The sequence below is a fragment of the Pseudomonas sp. NS1(2017) genome, from assembly GCF_002269425.1.
Taxonomy (GTDB): Bacteria; Pseudomonadota; Gammaproteobacteria; order Pseudomonadales; family Pseudomonadaceae; genus Aquipseudomonas; species Aquipseudomonas reactans.
Window position 1 is genome coordinate 5,577,322 of record NZ_CP022960.1, and the last position, 21,836, is coordinate 5,599,157.

At 60.2% G+C, this 21,836-nt stretch carries 16 protein-coding genes and 4 tRNA genes; 9 read left to right on the forward strand and 11 right to left on the reverse strand.

Going from position 1 to position 21,836, the window contains the following annotated elements; translation table 11 throughout:
• Positions 1 to 51: 51 nt before the first annotated feature.
• From clpX to CI807_RS26030, 7 genes are all read right to left on the reverse strand, one after another.
• Complete coding sequence (clpX, locus tag CI807_RS26000) at positions 52 to 1,335, reverse strand: ATP-dependent Clp protease ATP-binding subunit ClpX (protein WP_010209414.1); 1,284 nt, start codon at positions 1,333 to 1,335, stop codon at positions 52 to 54.
• A gap of 112 nt (positions 1,336 to 1,447) precedes the next feature.
• On the reverse strand, positions 1,448 to 2,083 hold the full coding sequence (gene clpP, locus CI807_RS26005) for an ATP-dependent Clp endopeptidase proteolytic subunit ClpP (RefSeq protein ID WP_016978016.1): 636 nt from the start codon (positions 2,081 to 2,083) through the stop codon (positions 1,448 to 1,450).
• Between the two features lie 91 nt (positions 2,084 to 2,174).
• Entirely contained in the window at positions 2,175 to 3,485 is a 1,311-nt protein-coding gene (gene tig, locus CI807_RS26010) for a trigger factor (protein ID WP_095016808.1), read from the reverse strand.
• A 401-nt stretch (positions 3,486 to 3,886) separates the two neighbouring features.
• A tRNA-His gene (locus CI807_RS26015) sits at positions 3,887 to 3,962 on the reverse strand.
• Positions 3,963 to 4,039: 77 nt separating this feature from the next.
• Positions 4,040 to 4,124 (reverse strand) — tRNA-Leu (locus tag CI807_RS26020).
• Between the two features lie 56 nt (positions 4,125 to 4,180).
• Positions 4,181 to 4,256: transfer RNA gene (locus CI807_RS26025), tRNA-His, on the reverse strand.
• A 32-nt stretch (positions 4,257 to 4,288) separates the two neighbouring features.
• Positions 4,289 to 4,365, reverse strand: a tRNA-Arg gene (locus tag CI807_RS26030).
• Positions 4,366 to 4,644: 279 nt separating this feature from the next.
• Here CI807_RS26030 and folD point away from each other — a divergent pair.
• A complete protein-coding gene (folD, locus tag CI807_RS26035; protein WP_061448970.1) occupies positions 4,645 to 5,499 on the forward strand; it encodes a bifunctional methylenetetrahydrofolate dehydrogenase/methenyltetrahydrofolate cyclohydrolase FolD in 855 nt (284 codons plus the stop codon).
• A gap of 208 nt (positions 5,500 to 5,707) precedes the next feature.
• Positions 5,708 to 6,631 carry a D-alanyl-D-alanine endopeptidase gene (pbpG, locus tag CI807_RS26040; RefSeq protein WP_095016809.1) on the forward strand — a complete coding sequence of 308 codons (924 nt, stop codon included), beginning with the start codon at positions 5,708 to 5,710 and terminating at the stop codon, positions 6,629 to 6,631.
• A gap of 34 nt (positions 6,632 to 6,665) precedes the next feature.
• Here pbpG and CI807_RS26045 read toward each other — a convergent pair whose 3' ends face one another.
• Positions 6,666 to 7,328, reverse strand: coding sequence for a C39 family peptidase (locus CI807_RS26045; protein ID WP_050572453.1), 663 nt, complete (start codon positions 7,326 to 7,328; stop codon positions 6,666 to 6,668).
• A gap of 285 nt (positions 7,329 to 7,613) precedes the next feature.
• Between CI807_RS26045 and CI807_RS31525 the strand changes: the two genes are divergently transcribed.
• A complete protein-coding gene (locus tag CI807_RS31525; protein WP_016978011.1) occupies positions 7,614 to 7,775 on the forward strand; it encodes a hypothetical protein in 162 nt (53 codons plus the stop codon).
• On the opposite strand, the gene CI807_RS26050 is transcribed toward CI807_RS31525, so the two are convergent.
• Positions 7,772 to 8,182 carry a hypothetical protein gene (locus CI807_RS26050; RefSeq protein ID WP_016978010.1) on the reverse strand — a complete coding sequence of 137 codons (411 nt, stop codon included), beginning with the start codon at positions 8,180 to 8,182 and terminating at the stop codon, positions 7,772 to 7,774. The genes CI807_RS31525 and CI807_RS26050 overlap by 4 nt on opposite strands.
• Before the next feature lie 198 nt (positions 8,183 to 8,380).
• On the opposite strand from CI807_RS26050, the gene CI807_RS26055 reads away from it, so the two are divergent.
• From CI807_RS26055 to CI807_RS26065, 3 genes are read left to right on the forward strand one after another with little or no spacing between them, the layout of a single operon-like run.
• Complete coding sequence (locus CI807_RS26055) at positions 8,381 to 11,602, forward strand: efflux RND transporter permease subunit (RefSeq protein WP_095016810.1); 3,222 nt, start codon at positions 8,381 to 8,383, stop codon at positions 11,600 to 11,602.
• Complete coding sequence (locus CI807_RS26060; protein ID WP_095016811.1) at positions 11,592 to 12,761, forward strand: efflux RND transporter periplasmic adaptor subunit; 1,170 nt, start codon at positions 11,592 to 11,594, stop codon at positions 12,759 to 12,761. Before CI807_RS26055 ends, CI807_RS26060 begins: the two co-directional genes overlap by 11 nt.
• Positions 12,745 to 14,163 (forward strand): efflux transporter outer membrane subunit, encoded by a 1,419-nt coding sequence (locus CI807_RS26065; RefSeq protein ID WP_095016812.1) that lies wholly within the window; start codon positions 12,745 to 12,747, stop codon positions 14,161 to 14,163. Before CI807_RS26060 ends, CI807_RS26065 begins: the two co-directional genes overlap by 17 nt.
• 57 nt (positions 14,164 to 14,220) lie before the next feature.
• Here the strand turns inward: CI807_RS26065 and CI807_RS26070 are convergent, their stop codons facing one another.
• A complete protein-coding gene (locus tag CI807_RS26070; protein ID WP_095016813.1) occupies positions 14,221 to 15,489 on the reverse strand; it encodes a Zn-dependent hydrolase in 1,269 nt (422 codons plus the stop codon).
• Positions 15,490 to 15,516: 27 nt separating this feature from the next.
• Positions 15,517 to 16,998, reverse strand: coding sequence for an NCS1 family nucleobase:cation symporter-1 (locus CI807_RS26075; RefSeq protein WP_095016814.1), 1,482 nt, complete (start codon positions 16,996 to 16,998; stop codon positions 15,517 to 15,519).
• 591 nt (positions 16,999 to 17,589) lie between these two features.
• Here CI807_RS26075 and hydA point away from each other — a divergent pair.
• The 3 genes from hydA (at position 17,590) to preA (ending at position 21,823) form a co-directional block, all read left to right on the forward strand.
• Positions 17,590 to 19,029, forward strand: coding sequence for a dihydropyrimidinase (gene hydA, locus CI807_RS26080; RefSeq protein WP_095016815.1), 1,440 nt, complete (start codon positions 17,590 to 17,592; stop codon positions 19,027 to 19,029).
• A gap of 152 nt (positions 19,030 to 19,181) precedes the next feature.
• Positions 19,182 to 20,549, forward strand: coding sequence for an NAD(P)-dependent oxidoreductase (locus CI807_RS26090; RefSeq protein ID WP_095016816.1), 1,368 nt, complete (start codon positions 19,182 to 19,184; stop codon positions 20,547 to 20,549).
• Positions 20,549 to 21,823, forward strand: coding sequence for an NAD-dependent dihydropyrimidine dehydrogenase subunit PreA (preA, locus tag CI807_RS26095; protein ID WP_016978002.1), 1,275 nt, complete (start codon positions 20,549 to 20,551; stop codon positions 21,821 to 21,823). The genes CI807_RS26090 and preA overlap by 1 nt, the downstream gene beginning before the upstream one ends.
• Positions 21,824 to 21,836: the final 13 nt, after the last annotated feature.

A 21,836-nucleotide genomic window follows, 5' to 3' on the forward strand; every position in this document is an offset into this window, starting at 1 on the left:
AAACAAAGGGGCCCCTGGAGGCCCCTTGTTTATACCGACACTGCGAAACGCTTACGCGTCCGGCGCAGCCTTGGCAGCCGGCTCACTGTTTTCGTAGATATACAGTGGCTTGGACTTACCTTCTATAACGCTTTCGTCGATCACCACTTTACTCACCTCGGACTGCGAGGGGATCTCATACATGGTGTCGAGCAACACGCCTTCCAGAATCGAACGCAGGCCACGTGCACCGGTCTTGCGCTCCAGTGCCCGCTTGGCCACCGATTTGAGGGCGTCGGTACGGAACTCGAGGTCCACACCTTCCATTTCGAACAGCTTGGCGTATTGCTTGGTCAGGGCGTTTTTCGGCTCGGTGAGGATCTGAATCAGAGCAGCCTCATCCAACTCGTCCAACGTGGCCAGGACCGGCAGACGACCCACAAATTCCGGGATCAGACCGAACTTGACCAGGTCGTCAGGCTCGACTTCACGCAGGGACTCGCCAACCTTCTTGCCTTCTTCCTTGCTGCGCACTTCGGCACTGAAGCCGATGCCGCCGCGGGTCGAACGCTGCTGGATGACTTTTTCCAGACCGGAGAACGCACCACCACAGATAAACAGGATGTTACGCGTATCAACCTGAAGGAATTCCTGCTGCGGATGCTTGCGACCACCTTGTGGCGGTACGGAAGCGACCGTGCCTTCGATCAGTTTCAACAGGGCTTGCTGCACGCCTTCACCGGAAACATCCCGGGTGATCGACGGATTGTCCGACTTGCGCGAGATCTTGTCGATTTCGTCGATGTAGACAATACCCATCTGGGCTTTCTCTACGTCGTAGTCGCACTTCTGCAGCAGTTTCTGAATGATGTTCTCGACGTCTTCACCCACGTAGCCAGCCTCGGTGAGGGTGGTGGCGTCGGCGATGGTGAACGGAACGTTCAGCAGGCGAGCGAGGGTCTCTGCCAGCAGGGTTTTACCCGAGCCTGTAGGACCGATCAGCAAGATGTTGCTCTTGCCGAGTTCAACTTCGTCACCTTTCTTGTCACGCTGGTTCAAGCGCTTGTAGTGGTTATACACCGCTACGGCCAGAACCTTCTTTGCACGCTCTTGACCAATCACGTACTGGTCAAGGATGCCGCTGATTTCTTTAGGCGAAGGCAATTTATGCGCGCTGCTTTCGGCCTGGGCTTCCTGCACCTCCTCGCGGATGATGTCATTGCACAGGTCGACGCACTCGTCGCAGATAAAGACCGAGGGGCCGGCAATCAATTTGCGCACTTCATGCTGGCTTTTGCCACAGAAGGAGCAATAGAGCAGCTTGCCGTTGTCCTCGCCGTTGCGGGTGTCAGTCATTCGTTCGATCCAAATCCGATAGGCTTGCAACACAAGATGAAGGCTTATGCGGGCTTTTTCAAGCCCGCCAGTGGTCGGACATGCCGACCAGCCCTATTTTGAGCGGCTTATATTAAGCGGGGCGCTGACTGATCACTGCGTCGATCAGGCCATAGGCTTGCGCGGCTTCGGCACTCATGAAATTGTCGCGATTGGTGTCGCGTTCGATTTCTTCCAGGGTGCGCCCGCTGTGCTTGGCCATCAGCGTGTTCAGACGCTCACGGATAAACAGGATTTCCTTGGCGTGGATTTCGATATCCGACGCCTGGCCCTGGAAACCGCCCAGTGGCTGGTGAATCATCACGCGCGAGTTCGGCAGGCAGAAACGCTTGCCTTCGGCACCTGCGGTCAGCAGGAATGCGCCCATACTGCAGGCTTGGCCAATGCAGGTGGTCGACACGTTCGGCTTGATGAACTGCATGGTGTCGTAGATCGACATGCCGGCCGTCACCGAACCGCCCGGGGAGTTGATGTAGAGATGGATGTCCTTGTCCGGGTTTTCCGCTTCAAGGAACAGCAGTTGCGCACAGATCAGGTTGGCCATGTAGTCCTCTACGGGGCCCACCAGAAAGATCACTCGCTCCTTGAGCAGGCGCGAGTAGATGTCGTAGGCGCGTTCGCCACGAGCGGACTGCTCGACAACCATCGGGACCAAGCCGCCAGCGGCCTGGATATCAGAGTTCTGCTGAATATAGGAATTACGGAACATGCTCTGCAGTTACTCCCAAATAGTCATGTCTTGAAAACGCATAAGCCAGCGCGAGGCTGGCTTATGGTTGTATTTCCAACGAGTTGGACAATCAGTCGGCTTGTGCTGCTTCCGCCGGTTTGACTGCTTCTTCGTAAGAGACCGCTTTATCGGTCACCTTAGCCTTCTGCAGAACAGTATCCACAACTTGTTCTTCCAGCACAACCGAACGCACTTCGTTCAGTTGCTGATCGTTCTTGTAGTACCAAGCCACGACCTGCTCTGGTTCCTGGTAGGCCGAAGCCATTTCCTGGATCATTTCGCGAACGCGGTCTTCGTCAGGCTTGAGGTCGAACTGCTTGACCACTTCAGCCACGATCAGGCCCAGCACGACACGGCGCTTGGCTTGCTCTTCGAACAGCTCGGCCGGCAGTTGGTCAGGTTTGATGTTGCCACCAAACTGCTGAACAGCTTGAACGCGCAGGCGATCCACTTCGTTGGACAGCAGGGCCTTAGGCACTTCGATCGGATTGGCGGCCAGCAGACCGTCCATGACCTGGTTCTTGACCTTGGACTTGATGGCCTGACGCAGCTCGCGCTCCATGTTCTTGCGAACTTCGGTGCGGAAGCCTTCGATGCCGGTTTCCTTGATGCCGAATTGAGCGAAGAATTCTTCGTTCAGCTCTGGCAGCTTAGGCTCGGAAACGCTGTTGACGGTCACGGTGAACTCGGCGGCTTTGCCAGCCAGGTCCAGGTTCTGGTAGTCAGCAGGGAAAGTCAGGTTCAGAACGCGCTCTTCGCCGGCTTTGGCGCCAACCAGGCCGTCTTCGAAACCCGGGATCATACGGTTGGAACCCAGCACCAGCTGAGTACCCTTGGCGGAGCCGCCAGCGAAGACTTCGCCGTCAACCTTGCCAACGAAATCGATGTTCAACTGGTCTTCGTTCTGGGCAGCACGGTCGGCCACTTCGAAACGGGTGTTCTGCTTGCGCAGGATTTCCAGCATGTTGTCCAGGTCCGAATCAGCCACTTCGGCGCTCAGACGCTCGATTTCGATACCGTCGAAACCGGCCACTTCAAATTCAGGGAACACTTCGAATACGGCAACGTATTCCAGGTCCTTGCCAGCTTCCAGGGACTTAGGCTCGATCGACGGCGAACCTGCTGGGTTCAGCTTGTGCTCAACAACAGCTTCATAGAAAGAAGCCTGGATCACGTCACCGACAGCTTCCTGGCGCGCATCGGCACCAAAACGGCGCTTGATTTCGCTCATTGGCACTTTGCCTGGACGGAAACCAGCGATCTTGGCCTTCTGGGCAGTCTGCTGCAGACGCTTGTTGACCGCAGTTTCGATGCGCTCAGCCGGCACGGTGATGCTCAGGCGACGCTCGATAGCAGTAGTATTTTCAACAGAAACTTGCATGGATATTCCTCGTTGCACAGACGTTAGCCGGCCATTTCCGACCCCAATCAAGGGCATGCATTCTAGTGGGTCAAACTCAAGAAGTCACCCTACTGCAAATACGCCCGAAAACAGCCGGCAATTTATCGGTACGAAGGCACTGATGCACCTCGCCCCGGTGACAAATACAACCCATCACGCCAGGGCTCTGCGCCGCCCCTCCTATATATAGAAGAAGTCGTCAGCCATCTCCCTGACGGCCACCCCCTCAAACGGGACTGGCAGGCAGCGCGGCATCATCGAGATACACAAATACGACGAAACGCCCTGCCGTTGCGACCCGCTACCGGCAGTCGCGGGATAGTTCGAACCGCTGAAACCAAAAAAGGCGCCAGACTGTTAAATCTGGCGCCTTTCGAATATGGGGTGGACGAAGGGGATCGAACCCTCGACAACGGGAGTCACAATCCCGTGCTCTACCAACTGAGCTACGCCCACCATATTGCGTTAACAAAGAAACCAAACCACTTCTTTGTTGAGCCCTGCCCTGCCTTTCGACTGGACCAAGCTTTATTTGGTGCGGATGAAGAGACTCGAACTCTTACGCCTCGCGGCGCTGGAACCTAAATCCAGTGTGTCTACCAATTCCACCACATCCGCGCTTGAAGCTCTTAAAGCAAAGGCGCCAGACGATTAATCTGGCGCCTTTTAAAATATGGGGTGGACGAAGGGGATCGAACCCTCGACAACGGGAGTCACAATCCCGTGCTCTACCAACTGAGCTACGCCCACCATATAGCGCTACTTGTGCCAAAGCTGCCTAATGGCGCACCCGGCAGGACTCGAACCTGCGACCATCCGCTTAGAAGGCGGATGCTCTATCCAGCTGAGCTACGGGCGCCTTATTAATCTGTACTCTTGGAGGATTACAAACTAAGTGCTTCCAGCCTTGCAGAACAACACGCTATTCTGCTCGACCTTCTTAACCAGTGCTAGGCTGTGCCCGACAAGTGCGACGAATAGTATAGACGCCCTCGAAACCCGTCAAATCTTTTTTGAAAAAAACTGATTTTATTTAAGGGGTTAGGGCAATTTGCAGACCAAGCGCCTTTGCCCTCACGTCCTGGCATGCGAGAATGCGCGCACTTTTCTTCCCCCTCTCGATGGTTAATCACGCGTAATGACTGCACAACTTATCGACGGCAAATCAATCGCCGCCAGCCTGCGCCAGCAGATCGCCAAACGAGTCACCGAGCGCAGCCAACAAGGTCTGCGCACGCCTGGCCTCGCGGTGATCCTGGTCGGCAGCGATCCTGCCTCTCAGGTTTATGTCTCGCACAAGCGTAAAGACTGTGAAGAGGTCGGCTTCATTTCCAAGGCCTACGACTTGCCTTCCGAAACCACCCAGCAGGCCCTGACCGACCTGATCGACAGCCTCAACGATGACCCGAAGATCGATGGCATCCTGCTGCAACTGCCATTGCCCGAGCATCTGGACGCCTCCAAATTGCTGGAGCGCATTCGCCCCGACAAAGACGTCGACGGTTTCCACCCTTATAACGTCGGCCGCCTGGCCCAGCGCATCCCGCTGCTGCGCCCATGCACGCCAAAAGGCATCATGACCCTGCTGGAAAGCACCGGTGTCGACCTGTACGGCCTCGACGCAGTCGTGGTCGGCGCGTCCAACATCGTCGGCCGCCCGATGGCCATGGAACTGTTGTTGGCCGGCTGCACCGTGACCGTGACCCACCGTTTCACCAAGGACCTTGCCGGCCACGTCGGCCGCGCCGACCTGGTCGTGGTTGCCGCCGGCAAGCCAGGGCTGGTCAAAGGTGAATGGATCAAGGAGGGGGCAATCGTCATCGACGTGGGCATCAACCGTCAGGACGACGGCAAGCTGGTGGGCGACGTGGTGTACGAAACCGCCCTGCCCCGCGCGGGCTGGATCACACCAGTGCCAGGCGGCGTCGGCCCGATGACGCGTGCTTGCCTGCTGGAAAATACCCTGTACGCCGCAGAGACCCTGCACGCCTAATAACCAGGCGTACTGAAAAAGCCCTGCTTTATCGCAGGGCTTTTTATTGCCCGCAATAAATCCTGTTTTTTCTTAGTTTTTAAGAACTTTCATCGGGTTCTAGAAGAACATTCGACAGTTTCTGATCCATACTCCTAAAATGTAACGGCATTTGTCATATAACCCGTTTCTGAACGGTATTTCCTTACTTTTTAGCGAGTTCATCCGCGTGAAAATTCGTCTTTCTCTCGTCAGCCTATTTTTTGCTTTCACAGGCACCTTCGCGCACGCCGCCGAAACCACCCAGGCGCCGCGTGACACGTCCAAACTGCAAATCGCTTCCGGCAGCGCCATGCTGGTGGACCTGCAGACCAACAAAGTCATCTATTCCAGCAACCCCGATGTGGTGGTGCCCATCGCCTCGGTGAGCAAGTTGATGACCGGCCTGGTGGTGCTGGAAGCCAAGCAGAACATGGACGAATACATCGACATCAACATCAAGGACACGCCGGAAATGAAAGGCGTGTTCTCCCGCGTGAAAATCGGCAGCGAAATGCCGCGCAAAGAAATGCTGTTGATTGCTTTGATGTCCTCGGAGAACCGCGCCGCGGCCAGCCTGGCCCACCACTACCCAGGCGGCTACCCGGCGTTTATCGCGGCGATGAACGCCAAGGCCAAGGCACTGGGCATGACCAGCACTCATTATGTAGAACCCACTGGCCTGTCGATCCACAACGTGTCCACCGCCCGCGACCTGAGCAAGCTGCTGGCTGCCGCGCGTCACTACCCGTTGCTGAGCCAGTTGAGCACCACCAAGGAAAAGACCGTGTCGTTCCGCAAGCCCAACTACACCCTGGGCTTCTCCAACACCGACCACCTGATCAACCGCGCCAACTGGGACATCAAGCTGACCAAGACCGGTTTCACCAACCAGGCCGGCCACTGCCTGGTACTGGTGACCAGCATGGGCAACCGCCCGGTGTCGCTGGTGATCCTGGATGCCTTCGGCAAATTCACCCACTTTGCCGATGCCAGCCGTATCCGCAATTGGGTCGAGACCGGCAGGAGCGGTTCGGTGCCGGATGTGGCGTTGCGCTACAAGGCCGACAAGAACCTGAAGAATCGTCCTAACGCTGCGGAAGCCCGTCGCTAAACGATAAAAAACGGCGCTTCGATAGCGCCGTTTTTTATTTGCGTTCCGCCAGCACCTTCAGTGCCTGCGCTGCCGCCCGCTCCTGCCCGGCCTGGGCCGTCGCATTCGCCGAGTCGCGCCAACGTTGTGCATCTACATTCGCCGGCAACTGGCTCGGGCGCTGGGTGAGGATTGCCCAACTGCCGGCGCTTTTCCATTTGGACTCAAAGTCGCTGAAGCTCATCAGCAAACGTCGATCCATGCCCGAGCGCAACAACACCGTACTTTTCTGCTGGTTGAACCCCACCACGACCACGTAGTGCGCGTCCGACCACAGCCCGCCACCGATCCGCGCCATCACCGGATAACCCGCCGCTACCTGCGCCAGCACCGCCGTCAGCTTGGCCTCCAGCGGATACACCATCAGTCCGTACTCACGCGCCAGCACCTGCATATTGCGCTCAAGGTCTGCTTCGCCGCCCGGCAAATGCAGCGGTTTATCCAATAGCCCCGGTGTCATGACAATGCCTTGTTGCGACAGCATGCTGGCTAAAGACGTAGGACCGCCCTGATAAGCCTCGCTGCGAAAGGTCGGCACGCCGTTGAGCTCGACGCGCTCCGGCAGGCCGGCCAGTCTCGACGGGGTGGAGGAACACGCCGCAAGGCCCAAGGCACACGCGAGGAACAAGGATGTTTTCAGGTTCGACCGTAACCGCAATTTTCTACTCTCTTGATCAACTGCCGGTGAGGGCCCTGATCATAGCCCAATCACGTTTATGTAGGAGCGAGCTTGCTCGCGAAAAACCTGAAGGCGCCGTGTTAATCCAGATAACGCGCATTCTCATTGACGTTTTTCGCGAGCAAGCTCGCTCCTACAAAGGTCGTGGATATAGCAAAGAAGTTGGACAGACACGACCATTGGTCAATAGCAGGCAACCGTCAGGTAGCTAGACTGTCCATTGAGAAGACTGTGTGTGCCCCCTGGGGGCGAAAGGAGGCCCTAATGAGCCTTGCAACAACGATTGTCCTGTTGATCTGCGGTTGGCTGGCGGTAGCCGGCGCCATGTTGTGGGGGGTGTTGCGCATCACCCGTCGGCACCATCACCCCCACGTCAAACCCGCTGCACCCGCCAAACCCCATAAGGTGGCGGTACATCACGCCTAGCCAGGCATGCAATTGAAGTCCTGAGTCGCCGCGACCTCCTTGCCGTGACCATCCATCAAGGATGCGCGCACGGTGGTGCCCAGGCTCGACTCCACCAGGGTGTAGTGCTCACCCGCCTTGAAATCCTTGTATTCGACCCGCCCCTGGCAGTCCTGCTGGTTGTCGTCGCCTGGCTCTTCCTCGAACAGCGTCACATCCAGGCGATGGTCTCCCGGTGTCACCTCAAAGAAACGTCCGTCATCCACGCGCTTGCCGTCCACGCGTTCGGCCATCAGGTCGTTGGGGGCTTCTTCTTTCAAACCGATCCACGCTTCGCTCGGGTCGGCCTTGGGAATCGGGCCGGCGCACGCCGATAACAACAGCACAGCACCGAGGGCCGGGATCAATAACAAGGGTTTGAGTGACATGGCAGGGCTCCAAATAGGGACGATGTGTCCAATGGGCTACAAGCTTGAGGAGCCACCCTTTGTAGAACAAATGAATACAGATGAAACGATCTTCAGCCCCTTCCTAAATGTTCCTTCACCTGGCTGAAAGGTGCGTGTTAGGTGGGTCGGGCAAGACTGCCGGGGTTTGCAATCCTGCTCCCTCCGGAGGTTTCACGCATGCTCGGGCTGGTAAAGACCGCACTGCAAAAGCCGTACACGTTTATCGTGTTGGCCATATTCATCTGCATCATCGGGCCGATGGCGGCCCTGCGTACCCCCACTGACGTTTTTCCGGACATTGGCATTCCCGTGGTCGCCGTAGTCTGGCAGTACAACGGCCTGTCGCCGGACGCCATGGCTGGCCGGGTGATCTACACCTATGAACGCTCCCTGAGCACCACGGTTAACGACATCGAGCATATCGAGTCGCAATCCCTGCCCGGCATGGGCATCGTCAAGATCTTCTTCCAACCCGGCGTGGATATCCGCACCGCCAACGCCCAGGTGACAGCGGTGTCACAAACCGTGCTCAAGCAGATGCCACCGGGCATCACGCCGCAGCTGATCCTCAACTACAGCGCCTCCACGGTGCCGATTTTGCAGATGGCGTTCTCCAGCCCCAGCCTCTCGGAAGCCAAGATCCGCGACCTGGTGCAGAACAACATCCGCCTGCCCCTGAGCGCCCTGCCCGGCCTGGCCATGCCGACGCCCATGGGCGGCAAGCAACGCCAGATCACCCTGGACCTTGACCCACAGGCGCTGGCCGCCAAAGGCTTGTCGGCCCAGGACGTCGGCAATGCCTTGGCGCTGCAGAACCAGATCATCCCGGTGGGCACCGCCAAACTCGGCCCCAACGAATACACGATCCTGCTCAACAACAGCCCCAAGGCCATCGATGAACTCAACGACCTGCCGATCAAGACCGTCGACGGTGCGCTGATCACCATCGGCCAGGTCGCCCATGTGCGTGACGGCTCGCCGCCGCAGACCAACATCGTGCGCGTCGACGGCCACCGCGCAGTCCTCATGCCGGCGCTGAAGAACGGCAGCATCTCCACCCTGTCGATCATCGACGGCATTCGTCAGATGCTGCCGCGCATCAACGAAACCCTGCCGCCGTCGCTGAAGACCTCGCTGCTGGGCGATGCCTCGGTGTTCGTCAAGCAGTCAGTGGGCAGCGTGGCCCAGGAAGGCATCATCGCTGCGCTGCTGACCAGTGCGATGATCCTGCTGTTCCTTGGTAGCTGGCGCTCCACCTTGATCATCGCCGCCTCGATTCCCCTGGCCGTGCTATCGGCTATCGCGCTGCTGGCGGTCAGCGGGCAAACCCTCAACGTGATGACCCTCGGCGGGCTGGCGTTGGCGGTGGGGATCCTGGTGGACGACGCCACGGTGACCATCGAAAACATCAACTGGCACCTGGAACAAGGCAAGGCGGTGAAGACCGCGATCCTCGACGGTGCCGCGCAAATCGTCGGCCCGGCGTTCGTCTCGCTACTGTGTATTTGCATCGTTTTCGTGCCGATGTTCTTGCTGCAAGGCATCGCCGGTTATCTGTTCCGGCCGATGGCCCTGGCGGTGATCTTTGCCATGGCCAGCTCTTTCATTCTGTCACGTACGCTGGTGCCGACGCTGGCAATGTTCCTGCTCAAGCCGCACACCCCGGAGCAAGGGGCAGGACACCACCCAGAAGATGAATTCATCAATCATCACGAGGGTGAGCAGCATCAGAAACAGCGCAATGCCATGCTGCAATCGGTGCTGAATTTCCAACAGGGTTTCGAGCGTCACTTCTCGAACATCCGCGATACCTATCACGGCCTGCTGACCTTGGCCCTGGGCAATCGCAAGCGTTTTATCGTCGGTTTCCTGGCCTGTGTGCTGGCGTCGTTCCTGCTGCTGCCAAGCCTTGGCCAGGACTTCTTCCCAGCCACCGACGCGGGCGCCTTGGCCCTGCACGTGCGCCTGCCACTGGGCACGCGCATTGAAGAAAGCGCCGCCGCCTTCGACCGTATCGAAGCGCGGATTCGTGAAGTGATTCCCGCCGAAGAACTCGACACCATCGTCGACAACATCGGCATCCCGCTCAGCGGTATCGACATGGCCTACAGCAGCAGCGGCACCATCGGCCCGCAGGACGGTGACATCCAAGTCACCCTGAAAAAAGACCACGCGCCCACCGCCGACTACGTAAAGAAATTGCGCGAAGCCCTGCCAGAAAGTTTCCCCGGCAGCCATTTCGCATTCCTGCCGGCAGACATCAGCAGCCAGATCCTCAACTTCGGCGCCCCGGCCCCTCTGGACGTGAAAATCTCCGGGCGCAGCGATGAAGAAAACCGCGCCTATGCGGTGGAACTGGAACGGCGCCTGCAGCACGTACCGGGCATTGCCGACCTACGTATCCAGCAGTCCACCGGCTACCCGTCCTTGCAGGTCAACGTCGACCGCCTGCGCGCCAATGGCCTGGGCATCACCGAGCGTGACGTGACCAACAGTATGGTCGCCTCCCTCGCCGGCAGTTCCCAAGTGGCACCGACCTTCTGGCTCAACCCGGCCAACGGCGTGTCCTACTCCATCGTCGCCGCCACCCCGCAATACCGCCTCGACAGCCTGCCTTCGCTGGAAGCGCTGCCGGTGACCGGCGCCGACGGCCAGTCGCAGATCCTTGGCGGCGTGGCCACCATCTCCCGCGTGCAAAGCCCGGCGGTGGTGACTCATTACAACATCGAACCGACCCTGGACCTGTACGCCAACGTGCAAGGCCGCGACCTCGGCGGCGTGGCCCGTGATGTGCAGAAAGTGCTGGATGACACCGCCTCCATGCGCCCCAAAGGCGCAGTGATCAGCCTGCACGGACAGATCGATGCGCTGCATGAAGCGTTCAGTGGACTGAGCTTCGGCCTGCTCGGTGCGGTGGTGCTGATCTACCTGCTGATCGTGGTCAACTTCCAGTCGTGGGTCGATCCGTTCGTGATCATCACCGCCTTGCCTGCGGCGCTGGCAGGGATCGTGTGGATGCTGTTCCTCAGCGGCACCTCGTTGTCGGTGCCCGCCTTGACCGGCGCGATCCTGTGCATGGGCGTGGCCACGGCCAACTCGATCCTGGTGGTGAGCTTCTGCCGTGAACGCCTGGCCGAACATGGCGATGCGCTCAAGGCCGCGCTGGAAGCCGGTTACACGCGCTTCCGCCCGGTGTGCATGACCGCCCTGGCGATGATCATCGGCATGCTGCCCCTGGCGATTTCCGAGGAGCAGAACGCCCCGCTCGGCCGTGCGGTGATCGGTGGCTTGATCCTCGCCACCACCGCCACCCTGTTGTTTGTCCCCGTGGTCTTCAGCCTGGTCCACGGCCGTCACCCTACTCGCGCCACCGCTGGAGAAACGCCTCATGTCGTCTGATCACAAACCCTCGCGCAAGCGTCTGATGCTCATGGGTGTCGGCGGCCTGACCCTGGCCGCCCTGTTGGTCGCCAACGGCCTGCATGCCCGCACGCTGCACGAACAATCGGTCACCGCCTGGACCGAAACCGCCGCCATCCCGCAGGTGATGGTGTTCCAACCGCAGCAGAATGTCGCCGGCGATACCCTGCGCTTGCCGGCGCACCTGGAAGCCTGGAGCAAGGCGCCGATTCACGCCCGTGTCAGCGGCTACTTGAAGGACTGGAAATCCGACATCGGCACCCAGGTCAAAGCCGGGCAAATCCTCGCCGAGATCGACAGCCCCGACCTGGATCAGCAACTGGCGCAAACCCACGCCCGGCTGGTACAGGAACAGGCCAACGCACGCCTGGCCGAAACCACCGCCACCCGCTGGCAAAACCTGCTCGCCAGCCATTCGGTATCGCGCCAGGAGGCCGACGAAAAAACCTCCAATGCCGCCGCCGCAAAAGCCAACGCCGAAGCCGCCGCTGCCGACTATGCGCGGCTGTCCGCGCTGGAAAGCTACAAGACGATCCGCGCGCCATTCGCCGGCACCATCACCGCACGCAACACCGATATCGGCCAATTGATCAAGGCCGACACCGACAGCGATCCCGAGCTGTTCAACATCGCCGACACCCATCAACTGCGCCTGTATGTGCCCGTGCCGCAGAACTACGCGGCGGTCATCCACCCCGGCCTTGAAGCCGAGCTGACTGTGCCCGAGCACCCCGGTGAGCACTTCAAGGCGCGCCTGATCGGTGATTCCACCGCCATCGACCGCCGTTCCGGCACCTTGCTTGCGCAGTTCGTGGCCGACAACCCTAATGGCGAGTTGCTCCCCGGTGATTACGCCGAAGCCACCCTGCCGATTCCGGCGGATACCCATGGCGTGAGCATCCCGGCCAGCGCATTGATCTTCCGCGCCCAAGGCACGCAAGTGGCGGTGTTGGATGCGCAAAATCACGTGCACCTGCAGGACATTCACATCGGCCTCGACCTGGGCGAACGCCTGGTAATCGACCAAGGCCTGAAACCCGCCGACCGTGTGGTCGACAACCCGCCGGACGCCCTGCGTGAAGGCGACCCGGTACAACTGGCCGATGCCGCCGGAGGTGCGCATGCGCCTAAGGCTTAAACCCCTGGCAGCGCTGATGCTGCTGGCATTGCAGGGCTGCTCGATGGCGCCGGCCTACAAGGTGCCGAGTGTTGATTTGCCCGCCGGCTACCGCGAACAGACCAGCGATGGCCCCTGGCACAGCGCGCAACCGTCCGATCAACTGGCCCCCGAATGGTGGACGCTCTACCAGGATTCGCACCTGAATGACCTGCAACAGCAACTGCTCAAGGCCAACCCCGACCTGGCGGCGGCGCTGGCGCACTTCGATGCGTCCCAGGCCTATGCCAGCCAGTTGCATGCGGGGTTGTTCCCGCAGATCACCGCCAGCGCGCAGCCGTTGCGCCAGCGCCAATCGGACTCGCGGCCGCTGCGAGGGGATACGCAGCCATCGGTATACAACAGCAATACCGCAGGGTTTTCACTGAGTTACGACCTGGACCTGTGGGGCAAAATCCGCAACCAGGTGGCGGCCGGTGATGCCCAGGCACAGGCGTCCGGCGATGATTTGGCGGTGGCGCGCTTGAGCCTGCAGCATCAGTTGGCGACGTTGTACGTGCAGCTCAACGGGCTGGATGCGCAGGCGCGGATTCTCAACAGTTCGCTGGCGGATTTCGGCCAGGCGTTGCAACTGACCCGTAGCCGGTATGAGGGGCAGATTGCTTCGGAGCTGGACCTCACGCGCGCGCAGAATCAACTGGCCGAGGCCAAGGCGCAATGGGATGAAGTGCGCGGGCAACGCAATCTGACCGAGCACGCGATAGGAGAACTGGTGGGTGTGGCAGCCAGCGATTTTTCATTGCCGCCTAGCCCGCAATTGATCGCCTTGCCGGGGATCCCTTCGCAATTGCCTAGCCACCTACTGCAACGTCGTCCGGACATTGCAGCGGCCGAGCGACGAGTATTTGCCGCCAACGCCAACATCGGTGTGGCCAAGGCGGCGTGGTATCCGGATTTCAGTCTGACGGGGTTGATTGGCGGGCAGACTCAGGGGGTCGGCAACCTGCTGTCCGCGGGCAATCGCTATTGGGCATTGGGGCCGTTGGTGAATTTGCCGATCTTCGACGGCGGTCGCCTAAGCGCCAACGAACGCCAGGCCAAGGCCGAGTTTGAAGAGGCGTCGGCGCAGTACCGCAGCCAGGTGCTGAAAGCCGTGCGCGAAGTCGAGGACAACCTGGCACAATTGCGGGATCTGCAGCAGGAAGCACAGGATGAACAAGCGGCAGCGGATGCAGCGCAGCACACGCAAGCGCTGGCGATGAACAGCTATCAGGCAGGGGCCGTGAGTTACCTGGATGTGGTGACGGCGCAGTCGGCGGCGTTACAGGCGCAGCGGACATTACAGGCGGTGCAGACAAGGCAGTTGCAGGCGAGTGTCGGGCTGGTGACCGCGCTGGGTGGCGGCTGGCAACCCTCTTCCTGACACTGTCCATTCTCCGTAGGAGCCTGCTTGCCGGCTCCTACGGAGGGCGGTGATGGCTTAGGCGGCGAGCTTGCCGCTGGCGATTGCCGCCGACGCCGCCGCCATTGCCCTTAACAACACCGCGCATCCCGCTGCCAGATCATCCGGCGCGGCATTCTCGATTTCGTTGTGGCTGATGCCACCTTCACAGGGCACAAAAATCATCCCCGCCGGCCCAAGCTCTGCGACGAAAATCGCGTCATGCCCTGCCCCGCTGACGATGTCCATGTTCGACAAGCCCAGGCTATTTGCGGCATCGCGTACCGCATCCACGCAGCCTTTGTCGAAGTACAACGGCGGGAAGTCAGCCGTGGGTTCCATTTCGAAACTCAGCCCGTGTTTGGCACAGGTGTCTTCAATCACTCTGCGCACTTGGGCGATCATCGAATCCAATCGCACCGGTTCCAGGTGACGGAAGTCCAGAGTCATGCGCACTTCACCGGGAATTACGTTACGCGATCCGGGGTAAGCCTGCAGGCAACCCACCGTGCCGCACGCATGGGGTTGGTGCCCCAATGCTGCCGCATTCACCGCCGCCACTACGGCCGCCGCGCCCACCAGGGCATCCTTGCGCAGATGCATCGGCGTTGGCCCCGCATGAGCCTCAACGCCGCGCAGCTTCAGGTCGAACCACTTCTGCCCGAGGGCGCCCAGCACCACACCGATGGTTTTTTTCTCATCCTCAAGAATCGGTCCCTGTTCGATATGCGCCTCGAAATAGGCCCCCACCTTGTGCCCGCTGACCGGCCGCGCGCCCGCATAGCCAATCGCATTCAGCGCATCGCCCACGCTGACACCGTCCGCATCGACCTTGGCCAAGGTATCGGCCAGGGTGAATTTCTCGGCAAACACCCCGGAGCCCATCATGCACGGCGGAAAGCGCGAACCTTCCTCGTTGGTCCACACCACCACTTCCAGCGGCGCCTCGGTTTCCACGTTCAGGTCGTTGAGCGTACGCAGTACTTCCACACCGGCCAGCACACCGAAGCAACCATCGAACTTGCCGCCGGTGGGCTGGGTGTCGATGTGGCTGCCGGTCATCACCGGCGGCAGGTTCGGATTACGCCCCGGACGACGGGCGAAGATGTTGCCGATGCCATCCACGGTCACGGTGCAGCCGGCCTCTTCGCACCACTGCACGAACAGGTCGCGGGCCTTGCGATCCAGGTCGGTAAGGGCCAGACGACACACACCGCCCTTGGGCGTGGCGCCGAGCTTGGCCAGGTCCATCAGCGACTGCCACAGGCGGTCGCGGTTGATTTGCAGGACGTCGAGGGCAGCATTCATGAGTGATCTCCTCAAGCTGGATTTTTCTTATGGATTGACGGCAACAGGGCTGATCCCGCGCTTGGCATTCAGGCCGTAATACAACAGGCCGCCCAACGCCGAACCGGTAAACCAGCCGTAGCTGTAGAACCAGCTGAACGCGTCACTGCCCAGGGACAGCAAGGTCAGCACCACCGGCACGCCAAACGCGATGAAACCACTCCAGTTCCACGCCGGGTACACGTCGTCGCGGTACAGCCCGGCGAGGTCTAGTTGCTGCTTGCGGGTGATGAAGTAGTCCACCACCATGATCCCGGCAATGGGTCCCAGCAGGCTTGAATAGCCCAGCAACCAGTTGGAATACACGGTTTCCAGGCTCACGTCGGACACGATCAGGCCGAGCTTTTTCAGCAGTTCATGGCCCATCAACGCCAGCCCCACCAGGCCGGTCAGGATTACTGCCGTGGTGCGGTTGATCAGCTTGGGCGCGATGTTCTGGAAGTCATTGGTGGGCGACACAATGTTCGCCGCCGTATTGGTAGACAAGGTCGCGACGATGATCAATGCCATCGCCACAGCCACCCACACCGGGCTCTGGATATGGCCGATCAGGGTCACCGGGTCGGACACGCTGACGCCCACCAGTTTCACCGAGGCGGCGGTCATGATCACGCCGAGGGCAGCGAACAGGAACATGGTCAGCGGCAGGCCGAAGATCTGCCCGAGGATCTGGTCCTTCTGGCTTTTGGCGTAGCGGCTGAAGTCCGGGATATTCAGCGATAGGGTGGCCCAAAAGCCCACCATCGCGGTGAGGCCGGCCATGAAGTAACCGGTGAGGCTCGCGCCTTCCGGGCGTTTCGGCGGGATCGCCATCAACTCACTGAGCGACACATTGGGCATCGCCCACACCAGCAAGCCAATGCCCACCGCCACCAGCAACGGCGCCGACAAGGTTTCCAGGCGCTTGATCGACTCGGCGCCACGCAGCACCACCCATAGGTTCAGGCACCAGAAAATCATGAAGCCGATCACTTCACCGGTGCCGCCGAGGGACTTCCAGCCCTCGAAAATCGAGCCGAGGAACAGGTGGATCGCCAGTCCGCCAAACATCGTCTGGATACCAAACCAGCCACAGGCCACCAGCGCCCGAATCAGGCACGGCACGTTGGAGCCGAGGATGCCGAACGACGAGCGCAGCAGCACCGGGAACGGAATGCCGTACTTGGTGCCGGGGAAGGCGTTAAGCGTGAGCGGGATCAGCACCACGATGTTGGCCAGCAGGATCGCCATCAGCGCCTCGCCCACCGACAAGCCAAAATACGCGGTGAGCACCCCGCCCAAGGTGTAGGTGGGCACGCAGATCGACATGCCGACCCACAGCGCGGTGATGTGCCACTTGTTCCAGGTGCGTTCGTGCACCTTGGTCGGTGCCATGTCGTGGTTGTAGCGCGGGCTGTCGAGGACGTCGGGGCCGGCGTCGAGTTCGTACAGGCCGTTGCGTTCAATGACTTGCGATCTGTTCTGTTGCATGGCCGCTCCACGGTTTTTTCGAATTATTTTTGCTCACCTGCACGTTGTGTGCAGGTGGCCGGAGTACCTCGTAAACAACATGACACCACGGGCCCGGCCAGCCGCCACTGCACTCAATATCCGTGCCGACAGCCGTTACCAAAACCGCACCGCTTATATAACTTACTGATGTTTATCAGCTTTCCGAGTGAGCCTTCGGTACTTGCCACGTTACTCAGGCTAGATAACGTGGAAGTTGCCCGAACTGTCAGGACTCAATCTGGTGCAACACAATTATTTTTATTTCCTACGCCCGTCAAGAGGCATGTCTCAAGCGTCTGATTTGCAATAAGAAATGTTGCTCAATTTAAGAACCTGTCAAGTGCGTCAAAATGGTGATAGCACGCTACATTTTGGTGATTTTCTATTTTTATTCATATAAATCAGATAGTTAATCAAGATATAAGCTTATGAAAAATCTTCTTGCCCAATCTAAAAACTCGGGCTAGTTTCTATTCCTGTCACCGATGACAGGAATTAACTGACCATCGGCAAGCAGCATTACAACACTTAGAACTGGCACAAGCCGGTCAAGCCTGTGAGGAACTCGACATGTCGCTGTTGATCCGTGGCGCCACCGTTATTACCCATGATGAAAGTTACCGCGCCGATGTGTTATGCGCAGGCGGTCTAATCCGGGCTATTGGTACGAATCTGGATATTCCCGCCGGCACTGAGATACTCGATGGCAGCGGCCAATACCTGATGCCCGGCGGCATCGACCCCCACACTCACATGCAACTGCCCTTCATGGGCACCGTGGCCAGTGAAGACTTCTTCAGTGGCACGGCGGCAGGCCTGGCGGGAGGCACCACGTCGATCATCGACTTTGTGATTCCCAACCCGCAGCAATCCCTGCTGGAAGCGTTTCACCAGTGGCGCGGCTGGGCGGAAAAATCCGCCTCGGACTACGGCTTCCACGTGGCGATCACCTGGTGGAGCGAACAGGTGCGTGAGGAAATGGCCGAGTTGGTCAGCCACCACGGCATCAATAGCTTCAAGCACTTCATGGCCTACAAGAACGCGATCATGGCGGCGGACGACACCCTCGTCGCCAGTTTCGAACGCTGCCTGGAACTGGGCGCGGTGCCCACCGTGCACGCGGAAAACGGCGAGTTGGTGTACCACCTGCAACGCAAGCTGATGGCCCAGGGCATCACCGGGCCCGAGGCGCATCCACTGTCGCGTCCTTCGCAAGTCGAGGGCGAAGCAGCCAGCCGCGCCATCCGCATCGCCGAGACCATCGGCACGCCGCTTTACCTGGTGCATGTGTCCACCAAGGAAGCGTTGGATGAAATCACCTACGCCCGCAGCAAAGGCCAGCCGGTCTACGGCGAAGTGCTGGCCGGCCACTTGTTGCTGGACGACAGCGTCTACCAGCACCCGGACTGGCAAACCGCCGCTGGCTACGTGATGAGCCCGCCGTTCCGTCCGCGCGGGCATCAGGAAGCGCTGTGGCATGGCCTGCAATCCGGCAACCTGCACACCACCGCCACCGATCACTGCTGCTTCTGCGCCGAGCAAAAAGCCGCCGGCCGGGACGACTTCAGCAAGATCCCCAACGGCACCGCCGGCATCGAAGACCGCATGGCGCTGCTGTGGGATGAAGGGGTCAACACCGGGCGCCTGTCGATGCAGGAGTTTGTCGCGCTGACCTCCACCAATACCGCCAAGATCTTCAACCTCTACCCGCGCAAAGGCGCGATCCGCGTGGGTGCGGATGCCGACCTGGTGCTGTGGGACCCCGAAGGCACGCGGACCATTTCCGCCAAGACCCATCACCAGAAAGTCGACTTCAACATCTTCGAAGGCAAGACCGTGCGCGGCGTGCCGAGCCACACCATCAGCCAGGGCAAGCTGGTGTGGGCCGATGGCGACCTGCGCGCCGAGCGCGGTGCCGGGCGGTATGTGGAGCGGCCGACGTATCCGCCGGTGTTTGAGCAGTTGAGCAAGCGGGCGGAGCGTTCCAGGCCTACTGCTGTGAAACGCTGAACCCCTCCTTGTAGGAGCGAGCTTGCTCGCGAAAATCGTTAACGAAAACGCGGAAAACCTGATACCCAACGGTGCTCACAGGTTCTTCGCGAGCAAGCTCGCTCCTACAAACCAATGCCCGCCAGAGGCAAAAAAACCGTGAGGCCAACACCGTGATCCAGACCCTGACCCACCTCCCCCATCCCGCTGAGGATGGACCGACGCTCGCCAGCCATTTCACCGACCTGGCGCCACCGCTCAACGCCCGACAAGCCCAGCTTGAAGCCTCGCGCTGCTTGTACTGCTACGACGCGCCGTGCGTAAACGCATGCCCCAGCGAGATCGACATCCCATCGTTCATCCGCAGTATCCACACCGAAAACGTACAAGGCGCCGCGCAGAAAATCCTCTCGGCCAACATCCTCGGCGGCAGTTGCGCCCGGGTCTGCCCCACCGAGATCCTCTGCCAGCAGGCCTGCGTGCGTAACAACGCCGAAGAGTGCGCCCCGGTACTGATTGGTTTGTTGCAACGCTATGCCGTCGACAATGCACAGTTCACCGAACACCCCTTCCACCGCGCCGCCGCTACCGGCAAGCGCATTGCCGTGGTCGGCGCCGGGCCTGCTGGACTAGCGTGCGCCCACCGCAGTGCCTTGCACGGCCATGACGTGGTGATCTTCGAAGCGCGGGAAAAGGCCGGCGGCCTGAATGAATACGGGATCGCCAAGTACAAGCTGGTGGATGACTTCGCGCAGAAGGAGCTGGATTTCCTCCTGCAGATCGGTGGCATCGAGATTCGCCACGGCCAACGCCTGGGCGACAACCTGACGTTGAGCGAGCTGCACCAGCAATTCGATTCGGTGTTCCTCGGCCTCGGCCTGGCCGCCAGCAAACAACTCGGCCTGCCCCATGAAGACGCACCCGGCCTGCTCGCCGCCACCGATTACATCCGCGAGCTGCGCCAGGCCGATGACCTCACCCAACTGCCCCTGGCCGATCGCTGCATCGTGCTCGGCGCCGGCAACACCGCCATCGACATGGCCGTGCAGATGGCCCGTCTCGGTGCCCGCGATGTGAACCTCGTGTACCGCCGTGGCTTGGCGGACATGGGCGCCACTCATCACGAACAGGACATCGCCAAGGCCAACCAGGTCCGCCTGCTGACCTGGGCCCAGCCGGAGGCCGTGCTGCTGGACGATCAGGGCCATGTGCGCGGCATGCGCTTCTTGCGCACACACATGGAAAACGGCCGTTTGCACCCGACCGGCGAAACTTTCGAACTGGCGGCCGATGCGATCTTCAAGGCCATCGGCCAGGGCTTCGATAGCGAGGCACTGCACGATCCGCTGGCCCAGCAACTGCAGCGTGTCGGTGAACGGATCTTCGTCGATGAACAGTTGCGCACCAGCATTCCCGGGGTGTACGCGGGTGGCGATTGCGTCAGCCTCGGCCAGGACCTCACCGTGCAAGCTGTGCAACACGGCAAGCTGGCCGCCGAGGCCATCCATGCCCAACTCATGCTGAATGTGGAGGCTGCGTAATGGCCGATCTCTCGATTGTGTTTGCCGGTATCAAAGCCCCCAATCCATTCTGGCTGGCCTCCGCGCCGCCTACCGACAAGGCCTACAACGTGGTGCGCGCCTTCGAAGCCGGTTGGGGCGGCGTGGTGTGGAAAACCCTGGGCGAGGACCCGGCGGCGGTCAACGTGTCGTCGCGCTACTCGGCGCACTACGGCGCCAACCGTGAAGTGCTGGGCATCAACAATATCGAGCTGATCACCGACCGCTCGCTGGAGATCAACCTGCGGGAAATCACCCAGGTGAAAAAGGATTGGCCCGACCGCGCGCTGATCGTGTCGCTGATGGTGCCGTGCGTCGAGGAGTCCTGGAAAAACATCCTGCCGCTGGTGGAAGCCACCGGCTGCGACGGTATCGAACTGAACTTCGGTTGCCCCCACGGCATGCCCGAACGCGGCATGGGCGCGGCAGTGGGCCAGGTGCCTGAGTACGTGGAACAGGTGACACGCTGGTGCAAGACCTATTGCTCGCTGCCGGTGATCGTCAAGCTCACGCCGAATATCACCGACATCCGCGTGGCGGCGCGGGCGGCGTATCGCGGCGGCGCGGATGCGGTGTCGCTGATCAACACCATCAACTCCATCACCAGCGTCGACCTGGAACGCATGGTCGCGCTGCCCGTCGTCGGTACGCAAAGCACCCACGGCGGTTATTGCGGCTCGGCGGTCAAGCCGATTGCGCTGAACATGGTCGCCGAAATCGCCCGCGACCCGCAGACCCAGGGCCTGCCGATCTGCGGCATTGGCGGCATCGGCAATTGGCGTGACGCGGCGGAGTTTGTCGCCCTGGGCTGCGGCGCAGTGCAGGTGTGCACGGCGGCGATGCTGCATGGGTTTCGGATTGTGGAGGAGATGAAGGACGGGTTGTCACGGTGGATGGACAGTCAGGGATACAAAAGCCTGCAGGATTTTTCCGGGCGAGCGGTGGGCAACACCACGGACTGGAAATACCTGGATATCAACTATCAGGTGATTGCCAAGATCGATCAGGAGGCCTGCATTGGCTGTGGGCGTTGCCATATTGCCTGTGAGGACACCTCGCACCAGGCCATTTCGAGTTTGAAACAGGCGGATGGGACGCATAAATACGAGGTGATCGATGACGAGTGCGTGGGCTGCAATCTGTGCCAGATCACCTGCCCGGTGGCGGACTGCATCGAGATGGTGCCGATGGACACGGGCAAGCCATTTTTGAATTGGACGCAGGATCCGCGCAACCCGTATCGGGAGGCAGTGTAAGGCTTTGGACCGC